A 24,295-nucleotide genomic window follows, 5' to 3' on the forward strand; every position below is an offset into this window, starting at 1 on the left:
TTCACCAGAGGCGGTGCACCCCCTGCCGGTAAAGTGATGCGGGTGACTGCCGAGAACACCTCCCCCGCCGCAGGCGATGCCGCCCCCGATCTGTACACGACCGCGGGCAAGCTCGCCGATCTGAAGAACCGCTACCACGAGGCGGTCACCGCGAGCGGCGAGAAGGCCATCGAGAAGCAGCACGCGAAGGGCAAGAAGACCGCCCGCGAGCGCATCGAACTGCTGCTCGACCACGGCTCCTTCGTCGAGCTGGACGAGTTCGTGCGCCACCGCACGCACGCCTTCGGCATGGACAAGTCGCGCCCCTACGGTGACGCCGTCGTCACCGGCACGGGCACCATCCACGGCCGCCCGGTCGCCGTCTACTCGCAGGACTTCACCATCTTCGGCGGCTCCCTCGGCGAGGTCGCCGGCGAGAAGATCATCAAGGTCATGGATCTGGCGCTGCGCCTCGGCATCCCCATCATCGGCATGCTCGACTCGGGCGGCGCGCGCATCCAGGAGGGTGTCGTCGCGCTCGGCAAGTACGGCGAAATATTCCGACGCAACACCATGGCATCCGGCGTCATCCCGCAGATCTCCATCATCATGGGCCCTGCCGCGGGCGGTGCCGTCTACTCGCCCGCCCTCACCGACTTCGTCATCATGGTCGACAAGACCAGCCAGATGTTCGTCACCGGCCCGGATGTCATCAAGACGGTCACCGGCGAAGATGTCGGCATGGAGGAGCTCGGCGGCGCGCTCACCCACAACAAGGTCTCCGGCGTCTCGCACTACCTGGCCAGCGACGAGGATGACGCGCTCGACTATGCGCGCACCCTGCTGTCGTTCCTGCCCGACAACAACCTGGCCGAGCTGCCCACCTACGCGAGCGAGGTGGAGCTGGAGATCACCGACGACGACCGCAGGCTCAACACGGTCATCCCGGACAGCCCCAACCAGCCGTACGACGTGACCACCATCATCGAGCACATCGTCGACGGCGGCGACTTCCTTGAGGTGCAGCCGCTGTTCGCCCCGAACATCGTCATCGGCTTCGGCCGCGTCGAGGGCCGCCCGGTGGGCATCATCGCGAACCAGCCGAACGCGATGGCCGGAACCCTCAACATCGACGCCGGCGAGAAGGCGTCACGCTTCGTGCGCTTCTGCGACGCGTTCAGCATCCCCATCCTCACCCTCGTCGACGTGCCCGGCTACCTTCCGGGAACCGACCAGGAGTGGACGGGCGTCATCCGCCGCGGCGCCAAGCTGCTGTACGCCTACTCTGAGGCGACCGTGCCGCTCGTCACCGTCATCACCCGCAAGGCCTACGGCGGCGCGTACATCGTCATGGGCTCGAAGCAGCTGGGCGCGGACATCAACTACGCCTGGCCGACCGCCGAGATCGCCGTCATGGGCGGCCAGGGCGCCGTGAACATCCTGTACCGCGGCGACATCAAGGCGGCCGAGGCGAACGGCGAGGACGTCGCCGCCGTGCGCACCCGCCTCGCCAACGAGTACACCTACAACGTGGCCAGCCCGTTCCTCGCTGCGGAGCGCGGCGAGCTCGACGGCGTCATCGAGCCGGCCGCCACGCGTGTGCTGGTGACGAAGGCGCTGCGCACGCTCAAGACGAAGCGCGAGAGCATGCCGCCGAAGAAGCACGGGAACATTCCGCTGTGACCTCCGCCGCCCCCGCGAATGCGCCTGATGCCTCTGGCTCGTCTGACTCGTCTGCTGCCGTGAATGCTCCGGATGCCGTGGGCGGCATGGACGCGCCGGCCACGGTCGCGCCTGTTGTCGCGATCGTCGGGGGCAACCCGTCCGCGGCCGAGGTCGCTGCGGTGACCGCCGTGGTGACGGCCGCGATCGACGAGTTGGCGTCGGCGGGCGATGACGGGCCCGAACCGCAGCCGTCTGCGTGGAGTCGCAGCCAGCGCGGAATTCGTACCCCGATGCATCCGGGTGCTGGTGCGTGGCGGGGCTTCACCGCCTGACTCTTGTGACCCTCGTCCGGGTCACTTTTGACCCCTTGTACCCCGATTGCGGGGTGCGATTCGGCGGAATAGGGCAAAAATTCGTCAATTTTGTACCCCGAACGTCCCCCAAAATGACGACTTTCATGTAGTCTCAAATCACTGCAGTATTGATTGTGCTAGGTGTCACTCTAAGAGTCACACCACCATCCATTAGCCGACTAGGGTAAGCGGGCCAATGGATTGGGGGCGAGTCAGGGCGATATTCGGGTTATCGCCCTGACTCGGGGTTTCAGGGCCGGGAGCATCGCTCCCGGCCCTTTCTCCTTGCCCCGTTTGTCCCCCGGTGCGGGTTCGCCCTCAGGGAACGAGGCAGCCCGGACCACCCGGACTCTGCCGACAGTCCTCATCCACCAGCACCGTCCTGACCGTGTATGCCCTGGCCGTGATGGGCTCGGATGTGACGCGCACCGTGCCCGGGATCCCCACCCAGTCGGCACCCGCGTAGCGATACTCGGCCGTGTGGAAGCTGGTGAGCACAATCTGGTAGCTACCGCGCTGCGTGTAGACGTGGCTGGCGGGCGTCTGTGCGAACTCCGCCACCCGCAGCGACTCCCACGACCCTCCGGCCGTCTCGAGCAGCGCATCGCTGCCGTCCCCGTACGACCAGCCGTAGCCGATCGGTGTGAAGCGCACGGTCGCCTGCTGCCCGAGCAGAACGCCGTCGACGGTGTGGGCGGATGCTTCGGCATAGAAGTTCGTCTCCAACCCCACCACCATCCACCCAGCGGGCTGCATCCGCGGAACAGCCTCCTGCGCGCGGAACGACGCGATGTCGGCCAACGTCACCGCCGCCGGGTCGTCAGGCACAGCCACCCGCGCCTGCGGGCTCACCGCCTCGAACTGCATGCGCCGCTGATACTGCTCGGCCGACTCACCCGGCTGCCGCTCCCACCACTCGAGCACGACCCACGGGGCACTCCGGCCGGGCAGCTTGCCTGCGCCCCCGGGGCTCGCAGCGCCTGGACCCGCCGGGGTCTCCGCCCTCAGCGTCGCCCCACCGACGTCGACATCGGCGGTCACCTTCTGTGCGCAAATTCCGAGCCTCTCGGCCTGATAACTACACCCAGCAGCGGTTGCCATCTGCGGCACAACCACGCCAACCATCATGACTATGGCGCTCGCACCCAGAGCAATCAAGAATCTCAGCACAGCGACCCCTTTCCCCATTTTTCCCAAGCCGCAACTTTGAGCGAGCTTTCGGGGGCCGCTTCAAAAGTCACTTCCACCGTCGTGTTCGGTTCGGTGGTGCCGATGCGCTCGCCTGAACCGTCGACAAGCATTGACTCGTCGTAGTCGATGCACGCGTAGATCATCACCGACGTCGTTGACCCTTGTAGGAACATCTGCTGGAATCTGGTCGCGGAGACAGCGGAAATTCCCTCCTGTCTCACTCCGAGATCTCTCATCTCCGCGTAACCAGCCAGCTCCACCTCGAGCCACTTCTCCGTAACCAGCGGGGCAATTCGTTCTGGGTCAGCCGCCCCCTCCTGAAGAATCAGGTCGGCCATGGCTAGATAGTCTTCCAACACCTTCTCCGCCGCCGCGAGCGCCTCCTCCTCAGAGGCGAAGGCCACAGCGGGGGCCTGCGGGCTCGGGGTGGCCTGCGGGGCTGCCGGCGTGCATCCGTTGATCAGCAACAGCACCAGCAGGAAGAGCGCGAGGAGACTCGCGACGAGCACGACGCGAGCACGGGAGCGCGTCGAGGCGGCAGGGCGTGGGGGCATGCCGTGACGGTAGCGGATTCGCGGATCGGGCAGCGAAAGTTTTCCACAGCCGGGGCAGGCAGCAAACGCTGGACGCGCAGCAGGCACCGCGAACGCAGCGAGAGGCCGCCGCTCAGACCGTGCGCGGGATCTCGAGCCAGAGTTCGATGTCGGGATCGTCACTCTCGTCGTTGCCGTTGCCCGCGGAGTGGCCGAGCAGGTTGACGCCGCTGGAGGCGAGCCCGACGACGGTGACGGCCGTGTCGGAGCCGGGCGGCACCGTGCGCACCACGATGGTCTCGGCCTTGCTCCTGCCGATCGCGCGGGCGACCTCCGCGCGGATGCGCCCCTGGTCGCCCTCGGCCAGATCATCGAGCCCGCCCTCATCGAGCAGGTTCACCGTCGCGCCCCTCCTGCGGGCGATCATCACCTGCTCCCGCACGGCGTCGCTCAGCAGCGTGCGCCCGCGGATCTCGTCACGGATGGCAGCCTCCAGGAAGAGGCACTCCTGCCGATGCCCCGGCGTCAACTGCGCGCCCGTCGCCACGATGTGCCGCAGCATCGGCAACGCCATGCGCCCCGTCTTCTCGAGCCGGAACTGCCGCTCGAACAGGTGCGCCTCCTGCGCCGCCTGCCACTCGGCCGTCTCCCGTTCTGCGACGGCGTAGGCCCGCGCATCCTTCTCCGCCTTGCGCAGCGACGACTGCAGCATGTGAGACACGCCCACCCACAGCACGCTGCCGAACACGCCCAGAAGGCCCAGCGCGCCCGGCCCCGCCCACAGGATCGTGTGCACGACGAGCGCCGCAACACCCAACCACGCCAGCAGCAGGTGGCCGCGCGCCGAGATGAACACCATCAGCGCGCCGACGCCCGCCACATACCAGGTCGAATAGTCGGACCCGAGCGGGCGGCCCAGGTCGAGCTGACTGGCCACCATGATCGGCAGGGCGATGCTGACGGCCACCGCGCCCAGGGCGACGACGAATGACATCCGCTTCGACAGCGGGGCCAGGCAGGCGATGCTCGCCACCGCGAACAGGCCCATCGCCGCGAAATAGAGCGGCGGGTTCGAGCCCGAGTCCACGGAGGAGAGCGCCAGCACCAGAAGGTAGCCGGCGAAGACGGCACCGAGGCCGACGATCACGTAGCGGGGCACGGCGATGTTCACGACGGATTCCCTTCTGGGCCGACGAGAACGGATGCCGCACCGCCTGGCGTCGGGAGAACATCCGCCGGCCACCGCAGCCGCACCACCGTGCCCTCGCCCGGGCGCGAGACGATCTCGACAGACCCCCCGGCCCCCGACATCCGCTCAAGGATCGACACCCGGACGCCCAGCCGTTCGGCAGGAATGCCCCGCAGATCGAAGCCGACACCGGTGTCTCCCACCTCGATCAGGATGCCGCCCGCATCCGACTCCTCCGCCGTCACCCAACGCTCGACACTGCCCTCCCCCGCATGCTGGAGGCTGTTCACCATCGCCTGCAGGGTCGCCGCGACCACGGCGTCGGCCGCCAACGCCGGCAGCGTGCCCGTCAACGCGGCCCTCTGATTGAGGTGGAACGGCATCGTCATGCCGCCCCTCGCCTCCGATATGCGGTCGACGACCGAGCGGATGTCCACAGTCGCGTCATCATCGGGAGCCGCCGCCTCCGCCTCCCGGAGGTGGGCGATCGCGTTGCGCGCCAACGTCGCCGCCAGCTCGCGCTGCTCGGCGGTGTCGGCCCGGCCCGCCGTGAGGAACGCGGTGAGCACACTGTCGTGCACGATCGAGTCGACCTGCACCCGCTCCACCTCGGTGGCGTGCTCGCGCACCGCCCGACCGTAGCGTTCGAGCGCCGTCGCCTGCGCGGCATCGACGGAGGCGGCCGCCGAGCGCAGCATCGTGATGATCACGAGCACCGCACCGCCCAGCAGGATCGCGTACAGCACGTCGAGCCCGACAAGGCCCAGGGGCGCCGACCCACCGTACGGGCTGGCGCGCACGACCCCGTACAGGGCCGGGGCGAGCGCAAGATAGGCGGTCGCCACCCACACCGGGAACGCGACCGCCGCCGCCGCCGTCGCAACCGTCATCAGGAACCACAGCCACGGCCGGTCGTCAGACCCCCACGAGGGGCCGGCGATCGAGGGAACCCACAACACCAGCAACAGCAGGAACACTGCGGCCAGCACCGCATTCACGGTGCGAACGCCGACCCGCGCGATCGCGGCGACGACGGCGAGCAGGAGCAGGCCGTAGAAACTGATCGCGGTGCCCGCCCACCAGCTCGGCTCCACGAACGGCTGCTGAGCGAACAGCGCCGGCACCGCCTGAGCCCCGAAGAGCAGACCGAACGCGGCCACCGCACGAGAAATGACGACCTCGAGGCGGGCCCCATTCACCGGCCGACGGCGCGACGGCATCCCAAGAGGTGCGCCCGACCTCGACACGGTCAGACGAGGAGACGGATGCCCGTCAGTCGTCATCGACGCCATCGGCGTCCATACCCGGCAGAATGCCGTCCTCGACGGCCCTCCGCAGCAGATCCACCTTGGTCGGTGCGGGGCGACCCACCTCCACATACTTCATGCGGATGCGGTCCAGATACTCACGAGCCGTCGAATAGCCGATACCCAGCTGCTCGGCGGCGTGCTTCAACGGCAGCCCGGAGGCGTACAGGTGCAGGATCTCACGCTCACGCCGGCCCAGCTGCGCCTTCGCGAAGTCACTGTCCGCATCGATCGCGGTCGCCCACTCCAGGTTGTTGAGCACATCCCCGCGCGCGACCGTCTCGATGGCCGTCATCACGATCTGTGTCGCCGCAGACTTCGGGATGACCCCTGCCGCGCCCGCGGCGAGCGCCTCGCGAACCAGTGCGACCCGGTCGGCGATGCTGTGCACCAGCACGGCGGACCCGGTGGCCTGCACCCGCTTCACATTCTGGGTGACCGTCGAACCGTCACCGATCGACAGATCCAACACGACGACGTCGTTCTCGCGACCGAGGAGGTTCTCCTCGAACTCCTGAACGGATGCGGCGGCCGTCACGAAATCGAAGCCCGCCTCGAGACAGGCGGCCCGAAGGCCGAGCCGAACCGACTCGTGGTCGTCGACGACGGAAACGCGGATAGGGGGCCGGGTGGTGTCGCTCATCGCGTACGGGTCTCGCTCTCTGTGCCGTGGAACTCACGCCAAGCAGGGGCTCCCGTGGGGGTCCGGGAATTGCCGCCACCGTGCGCATCCCATTCTACCGACGCGACGACACCATTCGACGGCCAAAGCGTGCGCGGTCACGCTGCGCGTCACAGATCAGCCGGCCGGCACCAGGGTCGCGACAGCCTCGACATGGTGCGTGTTCGGGAACAGATCGAACGCCCGCAGGCGCGACAACTCCCAGCCCCGCTCGCGCAGAAGCGCCACATCGCGGGCCAGCGCCACAGGATCACAGGCCACATAGACGATCTGCGCCGGCTCCAGCCCGACCAGATGATCCACGACCTCCTTGCCTGCACCCGACCGCGGCGGATCCAGCACCACCGTCGCACCCCGCCACGACGTGGCCGAGCCGCGCAGACCCTGCAGGTACCGGTCCACGCGCGACGTGACCGCCTGCGACCCCAGCCACTCGACCAGGTTCGACGCGGCATGATCGGTGGCCAACGCATCCGATTCAACCGTCGTGATGCGGGTCGTCGGGCCGAAACGGTCCGCGACGGCGGCCGCCAGAAGACCCACACCCCCATACAGATCATGATTGGATGCCCGCGGGTCGAACAGATCGCCATCGATCGCATCCTGCACGGCAGAGGTCAGCGTCTGCGCCGCACCGTGGTGCACCTGCCAGAAGCCGCGCACATCCACCGCGAACTCGCGCTCACCCACCAGCTCCGTCACCCTGTGCGGCTTCGGGCGCCCCTTCGACGTCGAATCGCCCGCCAGAACGAAGGCGTTGCTGCCCGACGGCGCAACGATGTCGACATGCGTCGCGCCATTGAAGCGCTCATCGAGCGGGGTCAGGCGCGCCACCTCGGGCGACGCCAGCGGCACACTGTCGACAGGGATCACCGTGTGCGAGCGGGCCGCAAAGGGGCCCAGCGTGCCATCCTTCGCCACATGCAGGCGCAGGCGCGTGCGCCAGCCGGTACCGTCGGGCTCGCCATCGATCGCCTCCACCCGCACATCACTGTCGACGCCCGCCATGCGCTGTAGGGCATCCGCCAGCACCTGACGCTTGAGCTCCCGCTGGTGGCCGGGAGCGATATGACCGAACTCGGCACCACCCGCCCGCCGCTCGGGGGCGCGGTCGACGGAAGCCTCCGCCCACACGTGCGGCTGCCGGTGCTCACTCGGCGACACCACCGACACCGTCTCGGCACGCCAGAACGACTTCTTCGCATCATCCGTCACCCGCACCAGAACCCGCTCACCCGGGATGGCGTCGGCGACGAACACAACGCGCCCCTCATGGCGGGCCACCGAGATACCGCCATGCGCGATATTGGTAACGTCGACCTCGAACTCCGCACCCAGCATTTCACCCATCCCTCGAGCATAGGAGCACCGTGCTGACAGAGAACACAGCGCCCGCCGCGGGCTTTGAGGGTGGCGTGCGCCTGTACCTCGCCTCCACCTCGCCGGCCCGGCTCGCCACGCTGCGCGCCGCCGGCATCGAACCGGCCGGCCTGATCAGCCCCGGCGTCGACGAGGACGCCGTCGTCGAGGCGCTCTCTGTGGGGCGCGCACCGCTCAGCGCGGCCGAAGTCGTCGGCGAACTCGCCAGGGCGAAGGCGGAGGCCGTCATCGGGCAGCTCGTCGACGGCGAACCCATCGACGGCTTCATCCTCGGCGGCGACTCGGCATTCGAACTCGACGGCGACGTGCTCGGCAAACCGCACACCGCATCCGTCGCCCGCGAACGCTGGGCGAAAATGGTCGGCCGCACCGGCGTGCTGCACTCCGGGCACTGGCTCATCGACCACCGCGGCGGGGTCGTGGGCGAGGCCGCCGGCATCGTCGAGGACGCCGCCGTCACGTTCGCCTCCGATGTGGACACCGACGAGATCGACGCCTACATCGCCACGCGCGAGCCGCTCAGCGTCGCCGGGGCATTCACGATCGACAGCCTCGGCCAGGCGTTCATCAGCCACATCGACGGCAACCCGAGCACCGTCATCGGGCTGTCCGTGCCGGCGCTGCGCGGCCTGCTGCGCACACACTTCGGCGTCGCGTGGCCGCGGCTCTGGAACCGCTGACGCGCGCCTGCCCGTGGCCGCGCTTGTAGACAGGCACAGCGTGGCATCCGCCATTTTTGTGGGGCTTGGCCAAAAACGGAGCCAAAGGGCCGAATAAGCTAGAGAACTATGCCCCGCATCTCCAAAGTCCTCATCGCCAACCGTGGCGAGATCGCCGTCCGCATCATCAGGGCGGCGAAGGACGCCGGAATCGGCTCCATCGCCGTGTACGCCGACCAGGATCGCGACGCCCGGCACACCCGCCTCGCCGACGAGGCCTACGCGCTCGATGGCACCACGAGCGCCGACACCTACCTCGTCATCGACAAGATCCTCTCCATCGCGCGCCGCTCCGGCGCCGACGCCGTGCACCCCGGCTACGGCTTCCTCGCCGAGAACGCCGACTTCGCCCGCGCCGTCATCGCCGCCGGCCTCATCTGGATCGGCCCGTCGCCCGAAGCGATCGAGAAGCTCGGAGACAAGGTCTCCGCACGCCACATCGCCGAGAAGGTCGGCGCCCCGCTCGCGCCCGGAACCCTCAACCCGGTCAGCGGCGCCGAAGAGGTGCTCGACTTCGTCGACCAGCACGGCCTTCCCGTCGCCATCAAGGCAGCATTCGGCGGCGGCGGCCGCGGCCTCAAGGTCGCCCGCACCCGCGAGGAGGTGCCCGAGCTCTTCGAGTCGGCCACCCGTGAGGCGATCGCCGCATTCGGCCGCGGCGAGTGCTTCGTCGAGAAATACCTCGACAAGCCCCGCCACGTCGAAACCCAGTGCCTGGCGGATGCTCACGGCAACGTCGTCGTCATCAGCACCCGCGACTGCTCCCTGCAGCGCCGCCACCAGAAGCTCGTCGAGGAGGCGCCCGCGCCGTTCCTCAGCGAGGAGCAGAACCGGCTTCTGTATGAGTCGTCGAAGGCGATCCTGCGTGAGGTCGGCTACGTCGGCGCCGGCACCTGCGAGTTCCTTGTGGCTGCGGACGGCACCATCTCGTTCCTTGAGGTGAACACCCGGCTGCAGGTCGAGCATCCGGTGTCTGAGGAGGTCACAGGCATCGACCTGGTGCGCGAGCAGTTCCGCATCGCCGAGGGCGGCACCATCGACTACGACGACCCGCAGCCGCGCGGCCACTCCTTCGAGTTCCGCATCAACGGTGAGGACCCGGGCCTGAACTTCATGCCCTCCCCCGGGCCCATCCACGTGTTCCGCGTGCCCGGCGGCCCCGGCATCCGCGTCGACAGCGGCGTCACCACCGGCGACGTCATCAGCGGCGCGTTCGACTCCATGATCGCGAAGCTCATCGTCACCGGATCGAGCCGAACGGATGCGCTTGAGCGCGCACGCAGGGCGCTCGACGAGTTCGAGGTGGCCGGCCTGCCCACGGTGCTGCCCTTCCACCGCACCATCGTGCGCGACCCAGCCTTCACCGAGGAGCCGTTCAGCATCTACACCCGCTGGATCGAGACCGAATTCGTCAACGAGCTGGAACCGTGGACGGGCGAACTGGAGCCGGCCGCCGCTCCCGCAGAACGCCGCAACGTCGTCGTCGAGGTCGACGGCAAGCGGGTCGAGGTGAGCCTGCCCGGCCGCGTCACGCCCACCGCCGGGGGAGCCTCGCGCGCCCTCGCGGCGCCGCCCCGCCGCAGCGCCGGCGCATCCGTCTCCACCGCGACCGGCGACTCCGTGAAGGCGCCCATGCAGGCGACCATCATCAAGTTCGCCGTCGCCGAAGGCGACAAGGTCGTCAAGGGCGACCTGATCCTCGTGCTCGAGGCCATGAAGATGGAGCAGCCGCTCACCGCCCACAAGGACGGCGTGGTCACGAACATCAACGCCGCCGTCGGCGCGACCGTGTCATCCGGTCATCTGCTGCTCAACATCGTCTAGTCCGCTGACGACGCGCTGGCAGCCTGAACCCGGCCGCGCGCCTCAGTAGCCGAGCTGTGCGAGCGAGCCGCGGATCGCATCCGCCGAGGCGTGCAGCCGCGCGTCCTCATCGACAGAGAACGGGGTCTCGGCGATCGGCACGGCACCCGACGCGCCAACGACGCTCGGCACCGACAGGGCGACGTCGCCGATGTCGCGGTAGTCGCCCAGCACCGTACTCACCGGCAGGATGGCGCGCTCGTCCCGCAGTACGGCCTCCACGATACGAGCACCCGAGAGCCCGATCGCATAGTTCGTGACGCCCTTGCCGGCGATGACCTTGTACGCAGCCTCGCGCACCTCGGTGGCGATCCGGTCCAGCTCGTCGCGCCCCACAGGCCGCCCCTGCGCCCAGTCGAGCAGCGGCACGGAACCGATCGTCGCCGACGACCACAACGGAAACTCGGTGTCGCCGTGCTCACCAACAATGTGCGCGTGCACGCTCGATGTCGCCACCCCAGCACGCCGGGCCAGCAGCGTGCGCAGCCGAGAAGTGTCGAGCACCGTGCCGGAGGCGAAGACCCGCTCCGCCGGCAGACCCGAGACACGGCGGGCCACAACGGTGAGAACGTCGCACGGGTTTGTGACCAGCATGTAGACGGCATCCGGCGCCCGCTCCAGCAGCTGTGGCATCAGTCCCTCCAGGATGCGCGCATTCGTGCCCGCAAGATCCATGCGCGTCTGCCCCGGCCGCTGGTTCGCTCCCGCGGTGACCACCACCACGTGAGCGCCCTCGACGACGGCCAGATCGGACCCGCCCTCCACCTCGCTGGACCCCGTGAACTGGGTGCCATGTGCGAGATCGAGCGTCTCGGCATCCACCTTGGCCTCATTGATGTCGTACAGCGCCACCCTGCGCGCAGAACCGCGGATGAGAGCCGCATAGGCGAGGCTCGCCCCGACGCTTCCCGCACCGATGACAGCCAGTTTCGAATTCTCGATCACGCTCATGCAGTCAGTCTTGCAAACCGGCCGGGCATGTGCGAGAACCGATCAGCTTCTGGGCCGGCTCAGTTGACGATGTGCAGGGCGCGGGCGGCATCCGTGATGCTGCTCGACAGCGAGGGGTAGACGGCGAAGGCGTTCGCCACCTGGTCGACCGTGAGCCGCTGCTCGATGGCGATCGAGATGGGCAGGATCAGATCGGATGCGCGCGGCGCGACGACGACACCGCCGATGATGGTGCCGGAACCGGTGCGGGCGAAGAGCTTCACGAAGCCGTGCTTGAGCCCCATCATCTTGGCGCGCGGGTTCTGCACGAGCGGGATCTTGTAGATGTCGCCCTGGGCGATGCCCTCCTCGATCTGCCGCTGCGTCCATCCGACGGTCGCGATCTCGGGCTGCGTGAAGATGTTCGAGGTGACATTGCGCAGCTCGGTCGGGTTCACCGCGTCGCCCATCGCGTGGTAGACGGCCGTGCGGCCCTGCATCGAGGCGACGGATGCGAGGGGCAGGAAGTCGCTGCAGTCGCCGGCCGCGTAGATGCTCGGCATGCTCGTGCGCGCCACCCGGTTGACGCGGATGTGACCAGACTCGGTCAGCTGAACGCCCGCCTCCTCGAGGCCGATGCCCTTCGTGTTGGGCACAGAGCCGACCGCCATGAGACAGTGACTGCCCTCCACCGTGCGGCCATCCGACAAGGTCACCAGCACGCCGTCGCCGTCGCGCACCACACTGTCGGCGCGGCACTTGTTCATGACGGTCATGCCCGCCCGGGTGAAGACATCCTCGATGACGCGGGCGGCATCCGCATCCTCGCCCGGCAGCACCTGGTCGCGGCTCGAGATGAGCGTCACCTGCGCGCCGAGCGCCGTGTAGGCGGAAGCGAACTCGGCACCCGTCACACCGGAACCGACGACGATGAGATGCTCGGGGATCGAATCGAGGCTGTACAGCTGCGTCCAGGTGAGGATGCGCTCACCATCGGGCTTCGCAGAATCGAGGATGCGCGGGCTCGCCCCCACCGAGACGACGACCGTGTCAGCCTCGATGTTGTCGAAATCCTTCGCGGCCCTGCCCTTGCCCGTCGACACGAGCAGATTGTTCGGCCCGTCGAGGCGCCCGTCGCCCTGCACGATGGTGACTCCGGCACGGGTCAGCTGCGACCGCATGTCCTCCGACTGCTGGCGGGCGAGCCGCAGAAGCCGCTGGTTGACGGCCCGCAGATTCACGGCCACCTCGGGGCGCACCGGGCGATCCCGGTCATCACGGGCAAAGAACTGCACGCCCAGCTCGCCGGCGTCGCTGATGGCCTTCGCCGCCTCCGCCGTGGCGATGAGCGTCTTGCTGGGCACGACATCGGTGAGAACCGCGGAACCGCCGACGCCGACACGCTCGACCAGCGTGACCTCGGCGCCCAGCTGGGCCCCGGCGAGAGCGGCCTCAAAACCGCCCGGCCCTCCCCCGAGAATGGCGATCCGCTGCTTGCGCTCAAATTTGTAGGCCATTGCTCCATTCTCTCGCAGGCGCGGGCCTGCAACCAACCACGGCGCGGCGGGCCGTGCGCCGTGTTTCGGGCCGCGCCACGCGCATCCGGAGCCCGTCTCGCGCGGCGTCTCCGCAAAACCCGCTGGTGCCCCTGCCGCAAATCTCGGGCGCCCTGCCGAAAACGAAGGAGATCGTGCCCGGATGCGCCCCACAGGCGCCCCACGCGGCACTTTTCGGCACGATCTCCTTCGTTTTCGGCAGCGCCCCACGGCGGGCGATGGGGCACCGGATGCGCGAGGCATTTCCGCGCGGCCCAACGGCTAATAGAGTGGCCTGATGGAACAGAACAACCCCCTCGACGACCCCGCGGCCGACCCCTTCGCGATCGCCGCGGCAGCCGCATCCGACATCGCCGAGAAGACCGGCGTCGAACGGCACGACATCGCCCTCACGCTCGGCAGCGGTTGGGCGAAAGCGGCCGACCTGATCGGGGAGACCACCGCCACGATCCCCGCCACCGAGATCACCGGGTTCAGCAGGCCCGCCCTCGAGGGCCACGTCGGCTCGCTGCGCTCCGTGCTGCTGCCGAACGGCAAGCGCGCGCTCATCATCGGCGCCCGCACCCACTACTACGAAGGCCACGGCGTGCGCCGGGTCGTGCACAGCGTGCGCACGGCGGCGGCCACAGGCGCAACGACCATGATCCTCACGAACGGCGCCGGCGGCATCCGCGAAAGCTGGAAGCCCGGCTCGCCCGTCCTCATCAGCGACCACATCAACCTCACGGCCGACTCGCCGCTCGAGGGCGCAACCTTCATCGACCTCACCGACCTGTACTCGAGTCGCCTACGTGACGTGGCGAAGGGCATCGACCCGAGCCTCGACGAGGGCGTCTACGTGCAGTTCCGCGGGCCCCACTACGAGACACCCGCCGAGGTGCAGATGGCGAAGACCATCGGCGGCCACATCGTCGGAATGTCGACCGCCCTCGAAGCGATCGCCGCACGCCAGGCCGGCATGGAGGTGCTCGGCCTGTCGCTCATCACCAACCTGGCGGCGGGCATCCAGACAACCCCTCTCAGCCATCAGGAGGTCATCGAGGCCGGCCGCGAGGCGGAGCCCGTCATCAGCAAGCTGCTCGCCGAGATCGTGGGTGCGCTGTGAGCGAGCAGCTGATCGCGCAGGCGAAGGCCTGGCGCGCCCAGGATCCCGACGCCGAGACGCGGGCAGAGCTCGAAACCCTGATTGCGGATGCCGAGGGCGGCAACGAGGCAGCAGTCGCCGAACTGCACTCCCGCTTCGACGAGCGCCTCGTCTTCGGAACCGCCGGCCTGCGCGGCCGCATCGAAGCCGGCCCCGCCCGCATGAACAGGGTGCTCGTCTCGCAGGCGGCCGCAGGCTTCGCCGCCTACCTGCTCTCCCGCGAGACGACGCCCAGCGTCGTCATCGGCTACGACGGCCGCAAGAACTCGCAGATCTTCGCGACGGACACGGCCGAACTGATGGCCGGCGCCGGAGTGCGCGCCATCATCCTGCCCCGCCTGCTGCCGACCCCCGTGCTCGCCTTCGCCGTGCGCGAGCTCGGCGTCAGCGCCGGTGTCATGGTCACCGCGTCACACAACCCGCCCGACGACAACGGTTACAAGGTGTACCTCGGCGGCCCCGACGGCGGCTCACAGATCGTCACGCCGGCGGATGCGGAGATCGAGAAGCAGATCGCCGCCGTCGCCGCGGAGCAGAACGTGCTCGAACTGCCCCGCTCCACCGACTACGAGACCGCAGACGACACAGTCGTCGACGAGTACGTGCGCCGCACCGCCGCCCTCGCCCCCGCAGAACCGCAGCCGCTGCGCTACGTCTACACGGCCATGCACGGTGTCGGCCTCGAGACGGCCCGCCGCGTCTTCACCGAAGCCGGCTTCCCCGAACCGATCGTCGTCGAGGCGCAGGCGCACCCCGACCCCGCGTTCCCCACCGTCGCCTTCCCCAACCCGGAGGAGCCGGGCGCGCTCGACCTCTCCTACGCGACCGCCGCCGAAGCCGGCGCCGAACTCGTCATCGCCAACGACCCCGACGCCGACCGACTCGCCGTCGCCGTGCCGCACAACGGCAGCTGGCGCAGGCTCAGCGGCAACGAGGTCGGCGCACTGCTCGGCTGGCGGGCAGCACAGCGGATGCAATGGGCCGGCAAAGACGGAACGCTCGCCGCCTCCATCGTCAGCTCCCCCGCGCTCTCCGAGATCGCCCGCCAGTACAACCTCGACTATGCGGACACACTCACCGGCTTCAAATGGGTGTCCCGCGTCGGCGGCCTCGTCTACGGCTACGAAGAAGCCCTCGGCTACCTGGTCGACCCCGACAAGGTGCGCGACAAAGACGGAATCTCGGCCGCGCTCGACTTCCTCTCCCTCGTCTCCGAGCTGAAGGCATCCGGCACCAGCCTCGAACAGCACCAGCGCGACTTCGACGACAGATTCGGCGCCTACGCCTCCTCCCAGGTGTCGGTGCGCGTCACCGACCTGGGCGAGATCACGCGCGTCATGGCGCGGCTGCGACAGGATGTGCCCAGCCACATCGGCACGCAGCGGGTCGCCAGCATGCACGACTTCAGTGACGGCTTCGCGCAGTTCCCGCCGAGCGACATCCTGCGCTTCAACCTGGAGAGCGGCGCGCGGCTGATCGTGCGACCCAGCGGCACCGAACCCAAACTGAAGGTCTACATCGACGCATCATCGACCGACGGCAGCGCAGACGAGCGCCGCGCCGCAGCCCAGGCGATCGTCGACGAACTGGATGCGGGCATCCGCACGCTCATCGCCTGACGCGGGCACTCCCGCTGGTCGAGGTGGTGCCCGCCAGGGTGCCACCTCGAGACCACGCTCCAAACAACCACGATGCCGGTTTCGAGACGATCGCTTCGCAATCCCTCAACCAGCAGAAGACGATCGCTTCGCAATCCCTCAACCAGCAGAGGACGATCGCTTCGCAATCCCTCAACCAGCAGAGTCTGACGCTGGCGGAAGCTGCCTACCCGAGCGCCCGCTCGAGCTTCTCGCTCAGCTCCCGGGTGTCGAAGTGGTTCTCGATCACGATGACATCGGCGTAGGTGCGGCCGATCGCCTCAACAAATTCGGCCGACGTGAGGATCACCTGCGCGTCGTCGATGACGCCCGCGAGCGATCCGATGTCGGCGGCCGTGACATCCGCCTCGATGTCGAGACGCTTCAGCACCCGCTCGGCGTTGACCTTGAGGATGCCCGAACTGCCGATGCCGGCCCCGCAGATGGTGACGATCTTCACGCGTGCGCTCCCGTCACTCGCCGACGCCGAGGATGTCGAACACCTGCGCGGGCGTGCTGGCGCCCGACAGCGCCGCAATCGCGCCGGAGTCGTTGAAGATGTTCGCGATCGCCGCGATGGATGCCAGGTGGGCATCCGAATTGCTGATGGCCAGGCCCAGCACCACCGACACGGGGTCGTTGTGCGGATGCCCGAACGCAACAGGCGTGGCCAGGGTGACGACCGCGAGACCATCGGCGATGACCTCAGGGCCCGGGCGCGCATGCGCGAGCGCGAGACCCGGCGCGATCACGACGTACGGGCCGTGCTCCTCGATCATGCGGATCATCTCGTCGGAATATCCGGGCTTCGTGGCCCCGGACGCGGTGAGCGCGGCACCGGCCAGGCGCACAGCTTCACGCCAGTCGGCGGCATCCGCGCCGAGCACGACACCTTCGGCTGTCAGTGGCGGAAGAGCCATCGTCACACGTCCTCGAAGCCGGCGCTGATCGCGTCGGCCAGGGCCATGCGATCCTCGACCGGCAGGAACGCGGCGGCGGCAGCATTCAGCTGGAACGTCTCAATGTCGGCCAGGTCGTAGCCGAAGGTGTCGCTCAGCAGCGCCAGCTCACGGCTCAGGGTCGTGTTGCTCATCAGACGGTTGTCGGTGTTGACGGTGACGCGGAAGCCCAACTGGTAGAGCAGATCGAAGGGGTGGTCGATGAGCTCATCGCCCCAGGCCTCGATCGCGCCCGTCTGCAGATTGCTCGACGGGCTCAGCTCGAGCGCCACCTGACGGTCCTTCACCCACTGCGACAGCAGACCGAGCGTCACATAGGTGCTCTCGTTGTCGGTGCTGTCGATCTCGATGTCCTCGGCGATGCGCACGCCGTGACCGAGGCGCAGCGCGTGGCCGTCGAAAAGCGCCCCGCGGATGCTGTCGAGGCCGTCCGCCTCGCCCGCATGCACCGTCGTCGGGAACAGGTTCTGCGCCAGATAGTCGAACGCATCACGTGCACGGCTGGGCGGGAACCCCGCCTCGGCGCCCGCAAAATCGAAACCGACGACACCGTTGTTGCGGTGCCGCACCGCCAGCTGCGCGATCTCGAGACCGCGATCGGCGTGCCGCATGGCTGTCACCAGCTGGCCGACCCGGATGCTGTGGCCGGCGTACGAGACATCCTGCACACCAGCATCCAGCCCCTCCTGCACCGCCTCCACGACCTCGTCGAGGCTGAGCCCGCGCGTGAGATGCTGCTCGGGAGCCCACCGGATCTCGCCATAGATGACGCCATCGGCGGCAAGATCGTGCACGAATTCACGGGCGACGCGCTCGAGACCCTCCTTCGTCTGCATGACGGCGGTGGTCACGTCGAAGGTCTTCAGGTATTCGACGAGCGAACCGGAGTCGGACTTCTCGGCAAACCAGTCGCCCAGCGCCGCCGCATCCGTCTCTGGCAGGTCGATGTCGATGGCGTCGGCCAGCTCGATGATCGTCTGCGGGCGCAGGCCACCGTCGAGGTGGTCGTGCAGAGAGACTTTGGGCAGTGATGTGATGCTCGCTCCGCCGCCCGGCAGCAGCAGATCCTCCGGCGCAGTGTTCATGACTCAAATCTACCGTGCCTCGCGCCGCCTTCACTCGGCTTTCACCCAACCGCGTCGAATACGCACAACTCGCTCTCGCCCGTGGCCCTCGAGTACGCCAATCGGATGCTCATGGGTGCGCAGGAGCGCGCAGGTGCGAGTAAGGGAGAGCGGGGCCGGTCAGGCGATGCGGCCTGCGATGAGCGGGTCGGCCGTGAACGCGGTGCCGGGCGCCGCGATCTCGTAGGCGCCCTCGAGCGCCTCGAGTGCGCGCTCGAAGCGGGCCGGCTCGTCGGCGGAGAGCGTGAACAGCGGCTGCCCCTCCGTGACGGTGTCGCCCGGCTTGGCGTGCAGGTCGATGCCTGCGGCGTGCTGCACCGGGTCCTGCTTGCGGGCGCGGCCGGCACCGAGGCGCCAGGCGGCGATGCCGAAGGGCAGCGCCTCCTGCTTGACGAGCACGCCCGAGCTGGGCGCCGTGACGACGTGTGTTTCGCGCGCGACGGGCAGCGCTGCCGAAGGGTCGCCGCCCTGGGCGCGGATCATCGCATTCCAGGTGTCCATGGCTCGGCCGTCCTTCAGCGCGGCCTCGACGTCGGCCTCCGGCTGCCCGGCGAGGGCGAGCATCTCGCGGGCGAGCGCGACCGTGATCTCGACGACATCCGCCGGCCCGCCTCCGGCGAGCACCTCCACAGATTCGCGCACCTCGTTGGCGTTGCCGATGGTGAGGCCGAGCGGCACATTCATGTTCGTGAGCAGCGCGACGGTGGCGACGCCCGCGTCCTTGCCGAGGGCGACCATCGTCTCGGCGAGCTCACGCGAACGGGCCGGATCCTTGAGGAACGCGCCGGAGCCGAACTTCACGTCGAGCACGAGCGACGCCGTGCCCTCCGCGATCTTCTTGGACATGATCGAGGATGCGATGAGCGGGATCGCCTCGACCGTGCCGGTGATGTCGCGCAGCGCGTACAGCTTCTTGTCGGCGGGGGCGAGCCCGGCGCCGGCCGCGCAGATGACGGAGCCGACGCTCTCGAGCTGGGCGAAGAACTCGTCGTTGGACAGGTCGGCGCGCCAGCCGGGGATCGACTCGAGCTTGTCGAGGGTTCCGCCCGTGTGGCCGAGGCCGCGGCCGGAGAGCTGCGGCACGGCAACGCCGAAGGATGCCACGAGCGGCGCCAGCGGCAGCGTGATCTTGTCACCCACCCCACCGGTGGAGTGCTTGTCGGTCGTCGGCTTCGAGAGCGCGTCGAAGTTCATCCGCTCGCCGCTGGCGATCATCGCCAGGGTGAGGTCGCGGATCTCCTCGCGCTGCATTCCGTTGAGGAAGATCGCCATCGTCATGGCGGCCATCTGCTCGTCGCCGATGTACCCGCGCGTGTAGGCGTCGATCATCCAGTCGATCTGCGCTGTGCTGAGCGCACCCTTGTCGCGCTTGGCGTGGATGAGGTCTACGACGTCGAACGGCTCGATGGCCATGGTGTTGCTCCTTGTGGGGTGGTTCAGGTGCCGGATGCGGCGTAGTCGTCGAGCTGCCGGGGGCCGAACGCGTCGGGCAGGACCTCGTCGATGGTCTTCACGCCGGACACCGTCTCGAGCAGCATGCCGGGTGCGGAGTGTTCGTAGAGCAGCTGTCGGCAGCGACCGCATGGCATGAGCGTGTTGCCGTGACCGTCGACGCAGGTGAAGGCGACGAGGCGCCCGCCGCCGCTCATGATGAGGGCGGAGGTGAGCGAGCACTCAGCGCAGAGGGTCACCCCGTATGACGCGTTCTCGACGTTGCATCCGCTGATGATGCGGCCGTCGTCGGCGATAGCGGCGGCCCCGACCGGGAACTTCGAGTACGGCACGTAGGCCTTGTGCATCGCCTCCGTGGCTGCGGTGCGCAGGGCCTCCCAGTCGGCCGAGGTCACATCGGGCGTGCTCATGACTTGATGTACGGTTTGCCGTCGGCTGCGGGCGCTCTCGATGTTCCGACCAGCCCCGCGACGGCGAAGATCGTGATGACGTACGGGAGCATGAGCATGAACTCGCTGGGCACGGGCGAGCCGATGATGCCGAGCACATTCTGCAGGTTCGTGGCGAAGCCGAAGAGCAGCGCAGCGAGGGCGGCCTTGAGCGGATGCCAGCGCCCGAAGATGACCGCCGCGAGGGCGATGAAGCCCATGCCTGCCGTCATCTCCTTGTTGAACGCGCCGACGGAGCCGAGCGTGAAGAAGGCTCCTCCGAAGCCGGCGATGGCACCGGCGAGCGAGACGTTCCAGAAGCGCTGCTTGGCGACGTTGATTCCGACGGTGTCTGCGGCCTGCGGATGCTCACCCACAGAACGCAGGCGCAGCCCCCACTTGGTGTGGAACATGCCGTACCAGACCACGAAGACGGCGATGTACATGACGTAGACGATGATCGACTGGCGGAACAGAGCCGGGCCGATGATGGGGATCTCGCTGAGCAGAGGGATGGGGAAGTCGGTGAAGCGGGGCGGGCTGTTCAACGTGCTCGCGTTCGGCGCGAGCACCTGCGAGAACAGGAAGCTCGTGAGTCCGATGACCAGCACGTTCAGCACCACGCCGACGATGACCTGGTCGACGAAGTACTTGATGGAGAACGCCGCCAGCACGAAGGAGACGAGAACACCTGCGACGGATGCCGCGATGAGGCCCAGGAACGGGTTGCCGGTGGCGGATGCGACGATGGCGGAACAGAACGCGCCCGCGAGCAGCTGGCCTTCGATGGCGATGTTGACGACGCCGACCCGCTCCGAGAGAACGCCGCCGAGTGCACCGAAGATGAGCGGCACGCTGAGGCTGACGGTTCCGATGAGCAGACCGTAGATCGGCAGCGAGGCGCCGGCCCCCGCCCAGGAGAGGAAGCCGAGCATGAACAGCGCCGCGAACACGACGATCGTCCAGAGCGGAACCTTGCGCTTCTGTCTGGTGAGCCAGATCGAGTACGCCGTGATCGCCGCGAGAAGAACGACCGTGACGATGCCGGTGGCGAAGGTGGGCAGCGCGATCTCGGGAATCTGGATGAAGTCCCGCGGGGTCGAGAGCCGGAAGGTGCTCGTGTCTGCCTCGCGGCGGGCCACGACGAAGAGGATCAGCGCGAGCACCGTGAAGATCGCGAATGCGATCGGCGCCTTCCAGCTGGTGATGACGGTCGTGTCGCCGACGGGGCCGGAAACGGTGCGGGGAGTCGTGTCGATGCTCACTTCGCCGCCACCTCCTTGGTGATGATGGGGCGCAGCCTGCGGGGCGTGGATCCCGGCTCGGGGAGCCGGAAGATGGCCCGCACGAGCGGCGGCGCGGCGATGAACAGCACGATGAGCGACTGGACGACGACGACGATGTCGATCGGCACGCCCTCAGCGGCCTGCATGGAGAAGCCGCCGGCCTTGAAAGCGCCGAACAGGATGCCTGCGGCGAAGATGCCCCACGGCTTCGAGCGCCCCAGGAGGGCGACGGTGATGGCGTCGAAGCCGATGCCGGCGTCGATGCCCTGGCTGAAGCCGGTCGTGACCGTTCCGAGCACCTGGTTGACGCCGGCGAGGCCCGCGAGGGCTCCCGAGAACAGCATCGCGTAGATGTAGACGCGGTTGACGCTGATGCCGGCGACGCGGGCGGCGTTGGGGTTCTCACCGACGGCACGGAACTGGAAGCCCATGGCCGAGCGATTGAGAAGCCACCACACGAACACGGTCGCGGCGATCACGACGATGAACCCGAAGTGCAGGTTGTAGCCGGGGCCGAGGATGTCCACGAACACCGCGCTGTCCTTCATCGGCGGCGTCTTCGGGTTGTTCGAGCCGGGAGCCTGCAGCGCACCGGGGGTGCGCAGCAGGAACGCGATCAGGTACAGGGCGACGTAGTTGAGCATGATGGTCACGATGACCTCGTGCGCTCCCGTGCGCGCCTTGAGCAGCCCGACGATGCCACCCCAGGCGGCGCCTGCGGCAAGGCCGGCGAGCACGGCGACGATCACGTGGATGACCGGGGGAAGGTCGAAGCCGAAGCCGACCCATCCGGCTGCCGCTGCGGCGACGAGCATCTGCCCTCGGCCACCGATGTTGAACATCCCGACACGGAAGGCGAGCCCCACACCGAGGCCCGCCGCGATGAGCGGCGTCGCGAAGGTGAGCGTCTCGGTGAGGGGCCGGATGCCTGCGGCGAAGCTGTCACGCCTGAAGTTGTAGACCGAGCCCTGGAAGAGCGCCGAGTACGCACCCGAGACGGCCTGCCAGATCGCTCCGAGCATGTCGCCCGGCCGCGAGAAGAAATAGCCACTCGCCGCCTGCACCTTCTCATCGGTGAAGGCGATCAGCACGGCCCCCACGATGAGGGCGATGACGACGGAGAGGATCGAGATCATGGCGGAGCCGCCGACGATCTCACGGGCCGCACGCGACCAGCGTGTCTGCTCCGGGGCATCCGGGGCCGTCTTCGGGGACTCCACCGATTCCTGCTTCTGCTCGCTCATGCGGCGGTTCCTTCCGTGCTCGGCGCTTCGCCGGCCATCATGAGCCCGAGAACGTCGCGTGGCGTGTCCCCCGGCACGATTCCGATGATGCCTCCGCGGTACATGACGAGGATGCGGTCGGCGAGGGCGGTGACCTCGTCGAGCTCCGTCGAGACGACGATGACGGGGATGCCCGAGTCGCGCGTCTCGATGATGCGGGTGTGCACCACCTCGATGGAACCCACGTCAAGCCCACGCGTGGGCTGTGCCGCAACGAGCATCCGCAGTTCACGGCTGAGCTCGCGGGCGAGCACGACCTTCTGCTGGTTTCCGCCGGAGAGCCGCCCCGCGTGGGTGTCGATGCCCTGCGTGCGGATGTCGAACTCCGTGACCTTCTCGCGCGCGAAATCGTCGCGAAAACCCCTCTGCAGGTTGCCCCACTTGACGAAGGGCTCGCCCGTGCTGCGGTCGAGCATGAGGTTCTCGGCGACCGTGAACTCGGCGACGAGGCCGTCTTCATTGCGATCTTCAGGAACGAAGCCGACGCCCGCGTCGAGGATCTTGCGGATGCTCTTGCGGCTGATCTCCTCGCCGTCGAGCCTGATACTGCCCGTGACACGCGACTGCATGCCCATGAGCGCCTCGGTGAGCTCGGTCTGCCCGTTGCCCTGCACGCCCGCGATGGCGAGGACCTCGCCGGCGCGGACGTCGAAGCTGATGTTCTTGACGACGACGTGGCCGAGCGGGTCGACGACGGAGAGCCCCTCGACGATGAGCGCCGGAGCACCCGGCTTCGACTCGCCCTTGTCGACGGTGAGGTCGACGGCGCGCCCGACCATGAGCGACGCCAGCTCCGCGTTGCTGGCGGTCGGGGATGCCTCGCCGACGACCTTGCCGAGCCGGATGACGGTGATGCGGTCGGCGACTTCGCGCACCTCGCGCAGCTTGTGGGTGATGAAGACGATGGAGGTGCCGGTCTGCTTGAGCTGACGCATGATCTCCATCAGCTCGTCGGTCTCCTGCGGGGTGAGCACCGCCGTCGGCTCGTCGAAGACGAGCACGCGCGCGTCACGGGAGAGCGCCTTGATGATCTCGACCCGCTGCTGCACACCGACGGGGAGATCCTCGACGAGCGCATCCGGGTTGATGTCGAAGCCGAAACGGTCGGAGATCTCGCGCACCTTCGCGCGGGCGCCGTCGAGGTCGAGGCGGCCTCCGAACTTCGTCTGCTCGTGCCCGAGCATCACGTTCTCTGCGACCGTGAACACCGGGATGAGCATGAAGTGCTGGTGCACCATGCCGATTCCGGCGGCCATCGCATCGCCTGGGCCGGAGAAGCTCTGCACGACATCGTCGAGCAGGATCTCGCCCTCGTCGGCCTGATAGAGGCCGTAGAGCACGTTCATCAGGGTGGACTTGCCTGCCCCGTTCTCGCCGAGCAGGGCGTGGATCTCGCCGGCCTCGACGGTGAGGTCAATATGGTCATTGGCTACGAGCGCCCCGAATTTCTTCGTGATGCCGCGAAGTTCGAGCTTCATGGTTCCTGATTCTACGGATGCCGTGGTCGGGTGGGTCAAACTCATCCGACGACGATGTCGGGCGAATTGCATAAGCCTAGGGGGTGGAGCGCCCCGGCGATACCGGGGCATGAAGCGGGGAGGCCAGCCTGAGCTGACCTCCCCGGTTTCAGTGTTG

22 protein-coding genes are annotated in these 24,295 nt (G+C 68.1%); 6 read left to right on the plus strand and 16 right to left on the minus strand.

The genetic code is table 11. The annotated features are described in order from the left end of the window. Nucleotides 1-42 precede the first annotated feature (42 nt). Both FB562_RS08750 and FB562_RS08755 read left to right on the plus strand, forming a co-directional pair. On the plus strand, nucleotides 43-1,662 hold the full coding sequence (locus FB562_RS08750) for an acyl-CoA carboxylase subunit beta (RefSeq protein WP_246081407.1): 1,620 nt from the start codon (nucleotides 43-45) through the stop codon (nucleotides 1,660-1,662). Continuing rightward, nucleotides 1,659-1,976, plus strand: coding sequence for an acyl-CoA carboxylase epsilon subunit (locus FB562_RS08755; RefSeq protein WP_246081408.1), 318 nt, complete (start codon nucleotides 1,659-1,661; stop codon nucleotides 1,974-1,976). Before FB562_RS08750 ends, FB562_RS08755 begins: the two co-directional genes overlap by 4 nt. A gap of 339 nt (nucleotides 1,977-2,315) precedes the next feature. On the opposite strand, the gene FB562_RS08760 is transcribed toward FB562_RS08755, so the two are convergent. The 6 genes from FB562_RS08760 to FB562_RS08785 form a co-directional block, all read right to left on the minus strand. Continuing rightward, nucleotides 2,316-3,167 (minus strand): hypothetical protein, encoded by an 852-nt coding sequence (locus FB562_RS08760; RefSeq protein WP_221625370.1) that lies wholly within the window; start codon nucleotides 3,165-3,167, stop codon nucleotides 2,316-2,318. After that, nucleotides 3,161-3,742 carry a hypothetical protein gene (locus tag FB562_RS08765; protein ID WP_141880756.1) on the minus strand — a complete coding sequence of 194 codons (582 nt, stop codon included), beginning with the start codon at nucleotides 3,740-3,742 and terminating at the stop codon, nucleotides 3,161-3,163. Before FB562_RS08765 ends, FB562_RS08760 begins: the two co-directional genes overlap by 7 nt. 112 nt (nucleotides 3,743-3,854) lie before the next feature. Further along, nucleotides 3,855-4,892, minus strand: coding sequence for a hypothetical protein (locus FB562_RS08770; protein WP_141880757.1), 1,038 nt, complete (start codon nucleotides 4,890-4,892; stop codon nucleotides 3,855-3,857). Further along, nucleotides 4,889-6,193 carry a sensor histidine kinase gene (locus tag FB562_RS08775; RefSeq protein ID WP_141880758.1) on the minus strand — a complete coding sequence of 435 codons (1,305 nt, stop codon included), beginning with the start codon at nucleotides 6,191-6,193 and terminating at the stop codon, nucleotides 4,889-4,891. Before FB562_RS08775 ends, FB562_RS08770 begins: the two co-directional genes overlap by 4 nt. After that, nucleotides 6,183-6,860 (minus strand): response regulator transcription factor, encoded by a 678-nt coding sequence (locus FB562_RS08780; protein ID WP_141880759.1) that lies wholly within the window; start codon nucleotides 6,858-6,860, stop codon nucleotides 6,183-6,185. The genes FB562_RS08775 and FB562_RS08780 overlap by 11 nt, the downstream gene beginning before the upstream one ends. Before the next feature lie 156 nt (nucleotides 6,861-7,016). Beyond that, on the minus strand, nucleotides 7,017-8,249 hold the full coding sequence (locus FB562_RS08785) for a class I SAM-dependent RNA methyltransferase (protein ID WP_141880760.1): 1,233 nt from the start codon (nucleotides 8,247-8,249) through the stop codon (nucleotides 7,017-7,019). 65 nt (nucleotides 8,250-8,314) lie between these two features. On the opposite strand from FB562_RS08785, the gene FB562_RS08790 reads away from it, so the two are divergent. Both FB562_RS08790 and FB562_RS08795 read left to right on the plus strand, forming a co-directional pair. Next, a complete protein-coding gene (locus FB562_RS08790) occupies nucleotides 8,315-8,959 on the plus strand; it encodes a Maf family protein (RefSeq protein ID WP_141881167.1) in 645 nt (214 codons plus the stop codon). 108 nt (nucleotides 8,960-9,067) lie between these two features. After that, on the plus strand, nucleotides 9,068-10,822 hold the full coding sequence (locus FB562_RS08795; RefSeq protein WP_141880761.1) for an acetyl/propionyl/methylcrotonyl-CoA carboxylase subunit alpha: 1,755 nt from the start codon (nucleotides 9,068-9,070) through the stop codon (nucleotides 10,820-10,822). Nucleotides 10,823-10,864: 42 nt separating this feature from the next. Here FB562_RS08795 and FB562_RS08800 read toward each other — a convergent pair whose 3' ends face one another. Together FB562_RS08800 and FB562_RS08805 are read right to left on the minus strand one after the other, a co-directional pair. Further along, nucleotides 10,865-11,812 (minus strand): L-lactate dehydrogenase, encoded by a 948-nt coding sequence (locus FB562_RS08800; protein WP_141880762.1) that lies wholly within the window; start codon nucleotides 11,810-11,812, stop codon nucleotides 10,865-10,867. A gap of 59 nt (nucleotides 11,813-11,871) precedes the next feature. Then, entirely contained in the window at nucleotides 11,872-13,308 is a 1,437-nt protein-coding gene (locus FB562_RS08805) for an NAD(P)H-quinone dehydrogenase (protein WP_141880763.1), read from the minus strand. A 316-nt stretch (nucleotides 13,309-13,624) separates the two neighbouring features. Here FB562_RS08805 and FB562_RS08810 point away from each other — a divergent pair, with 316 nt between their 5' ends. Together FB562_RS08810 and FB562_RS08815 are read left to right on the plus strand one after the other, a co-directional pair. Then, nucleotides 13,625-14,452 carry a purine-nucleoside phosphorylase gene (locus FB562_RS08810; RefSeq protein ID WP_141880764.1) on the plus strand — a complete coding sequence of 276 codons (828 nt, stop codon included), beginning with the start codon at nucleotides 13,625-13,627 and terminating at the stop codon, nucleotides 14,450-14,452. Further along, complete coding sequence (locus FB562_RS08815) at nucleotides 14,449-16,110, plus strand: phospho-sugar mutase (protein ID WP_141880765.1); 1,662 nt, start codon at nucleotides 14,449-14,451, stop codon at nucleotides 16,108-16,110. The genes FB562_RS08810 and FB562_RS08815 overlap by 4 nt, the downstream gene beginning before the upstream one ends. A gap of 205 nt (nucleotides 16,111-16,315) precedes the next feature. On the opposite strand, the gene FB562_RS08820 is transcribed toward FB562_RS08815, so the two are convergent. The 8 genes from FB562_RS08820 to FB562_RS08855 form a co-directional block, all read right to left on the minus strand. Beyond that, a complete protein-coding gene (locus FB562_RS08820; protein WP_141880766.1) occupies nucleotides 16,316-16,588 on the minus strand; it encodes a PTS sugar transporter subunit IIB in 273 nt (90 codons plus the stop codon). 13 nt (nucleotides 16,589-16,601) lie between these two features. After that, on the minus strand, nucleotides 16,602-17,048 hold the full coding sequence (locus FB562_RS08825; protein ID WP_141880767.1) for a PTS sugar transporter subunit IIA: 447 nt from the start codon (nucleotides 17,046-17,048) through the stop codon (nucleotides 16,602-16,604). A gap of 2 nt (nucleotides 17,049-17,050) precedes the next feature. After that, nucleotides 17,051-18,172, minus strand: a complete 1,122-nt coding sequence (locus tag FB562_RS08830) for an adenosine deaminase (protein ID WP_141880768.1) — start codon at nucleotides 18,170-18,172, stop codon at nucleotides 17,051-17,053. 159 nt (nucleotides 18,173-18,331) lie between these two features. Beyond that, nucleotides 18,332-19,624: a thymidine phosphorylase gene (locus tag FB562_RS08835; protein WP_141880769.1), complete on the minus strand. Its 1,293-nt coding sequence runs from the start codon at nucleotides 19,622-19,624 to the stop codon at nucleotides 18,332-18,334. Nucleotides 19,625-19,647: 23 nt separating this feature from the next. Continuing rightward, the gene (locus tag FB562_RS08840) at nucleotides 19,648-20,073 is read right to left on the minus strand and encodes a cytidine deaminase (RefSeq protein ID WP_141880770.1); all 426 of its coding nucleotides are present in this window, start codon (nucleotides 20,071-20,073) and stop codon (nucleotides 19,648-19,650) included. Beyond that, complete coding sequence (locus tag FB562_RS08845) at nucleotides 20,070-21,350, minus strand: ABC transporter permease (RefSeq protein ID WP_246081449.1); 1,281 nt, start codon at nucleotides 21,348-21,350, stop codon at nucleotides 20,070-20,072. The genes FB562_RS08840 and FB562_RS08845 overlap by 4 nt, the downstream gene beginning before the upstream one ends. Before the next feature lie 2 nt (nucleotides 21,351-21,352). Next, the gene (locus FB562_RS08850; protein WP_141880772.1) at nucleotides 21,353-22,621 is read right to left on the minus strand and encodes an ABC transporter permease; all 1,269 of its coding nucleotides are present in this window, start codon (nucleotides 22,619-22,621) and stop codon (nucleotides 21,353-21,355) included. Further along, nucleotides 22,618-24,138, minus strand: coding sequence for an ABC transporter ATP-binding protein (locus FB562_RS08855; RefSeq protein WP_141880773.1), 1,521 nt, complete (start codon nucleotides 24,136-24,138; stop codon nucleotides 22,618-22,620). Before FB562_RS08855 ends, FB562_RS08850 begins: the two co-directional genes overlap by 4 nt. Between the last annotated feature and the right edge of the window lie 157 nt (nucleotides 24,139-24,295).

The organism is Homoserinimonas aerilata, assembly GCF_006716125.1.
Classification (GTDB): Bacteria; Actinomycetota; Actinomycetes; order Actinomycetales; family Microbacteriaceae; genus Homoserinimonas; species Homoserinimonas aerilata.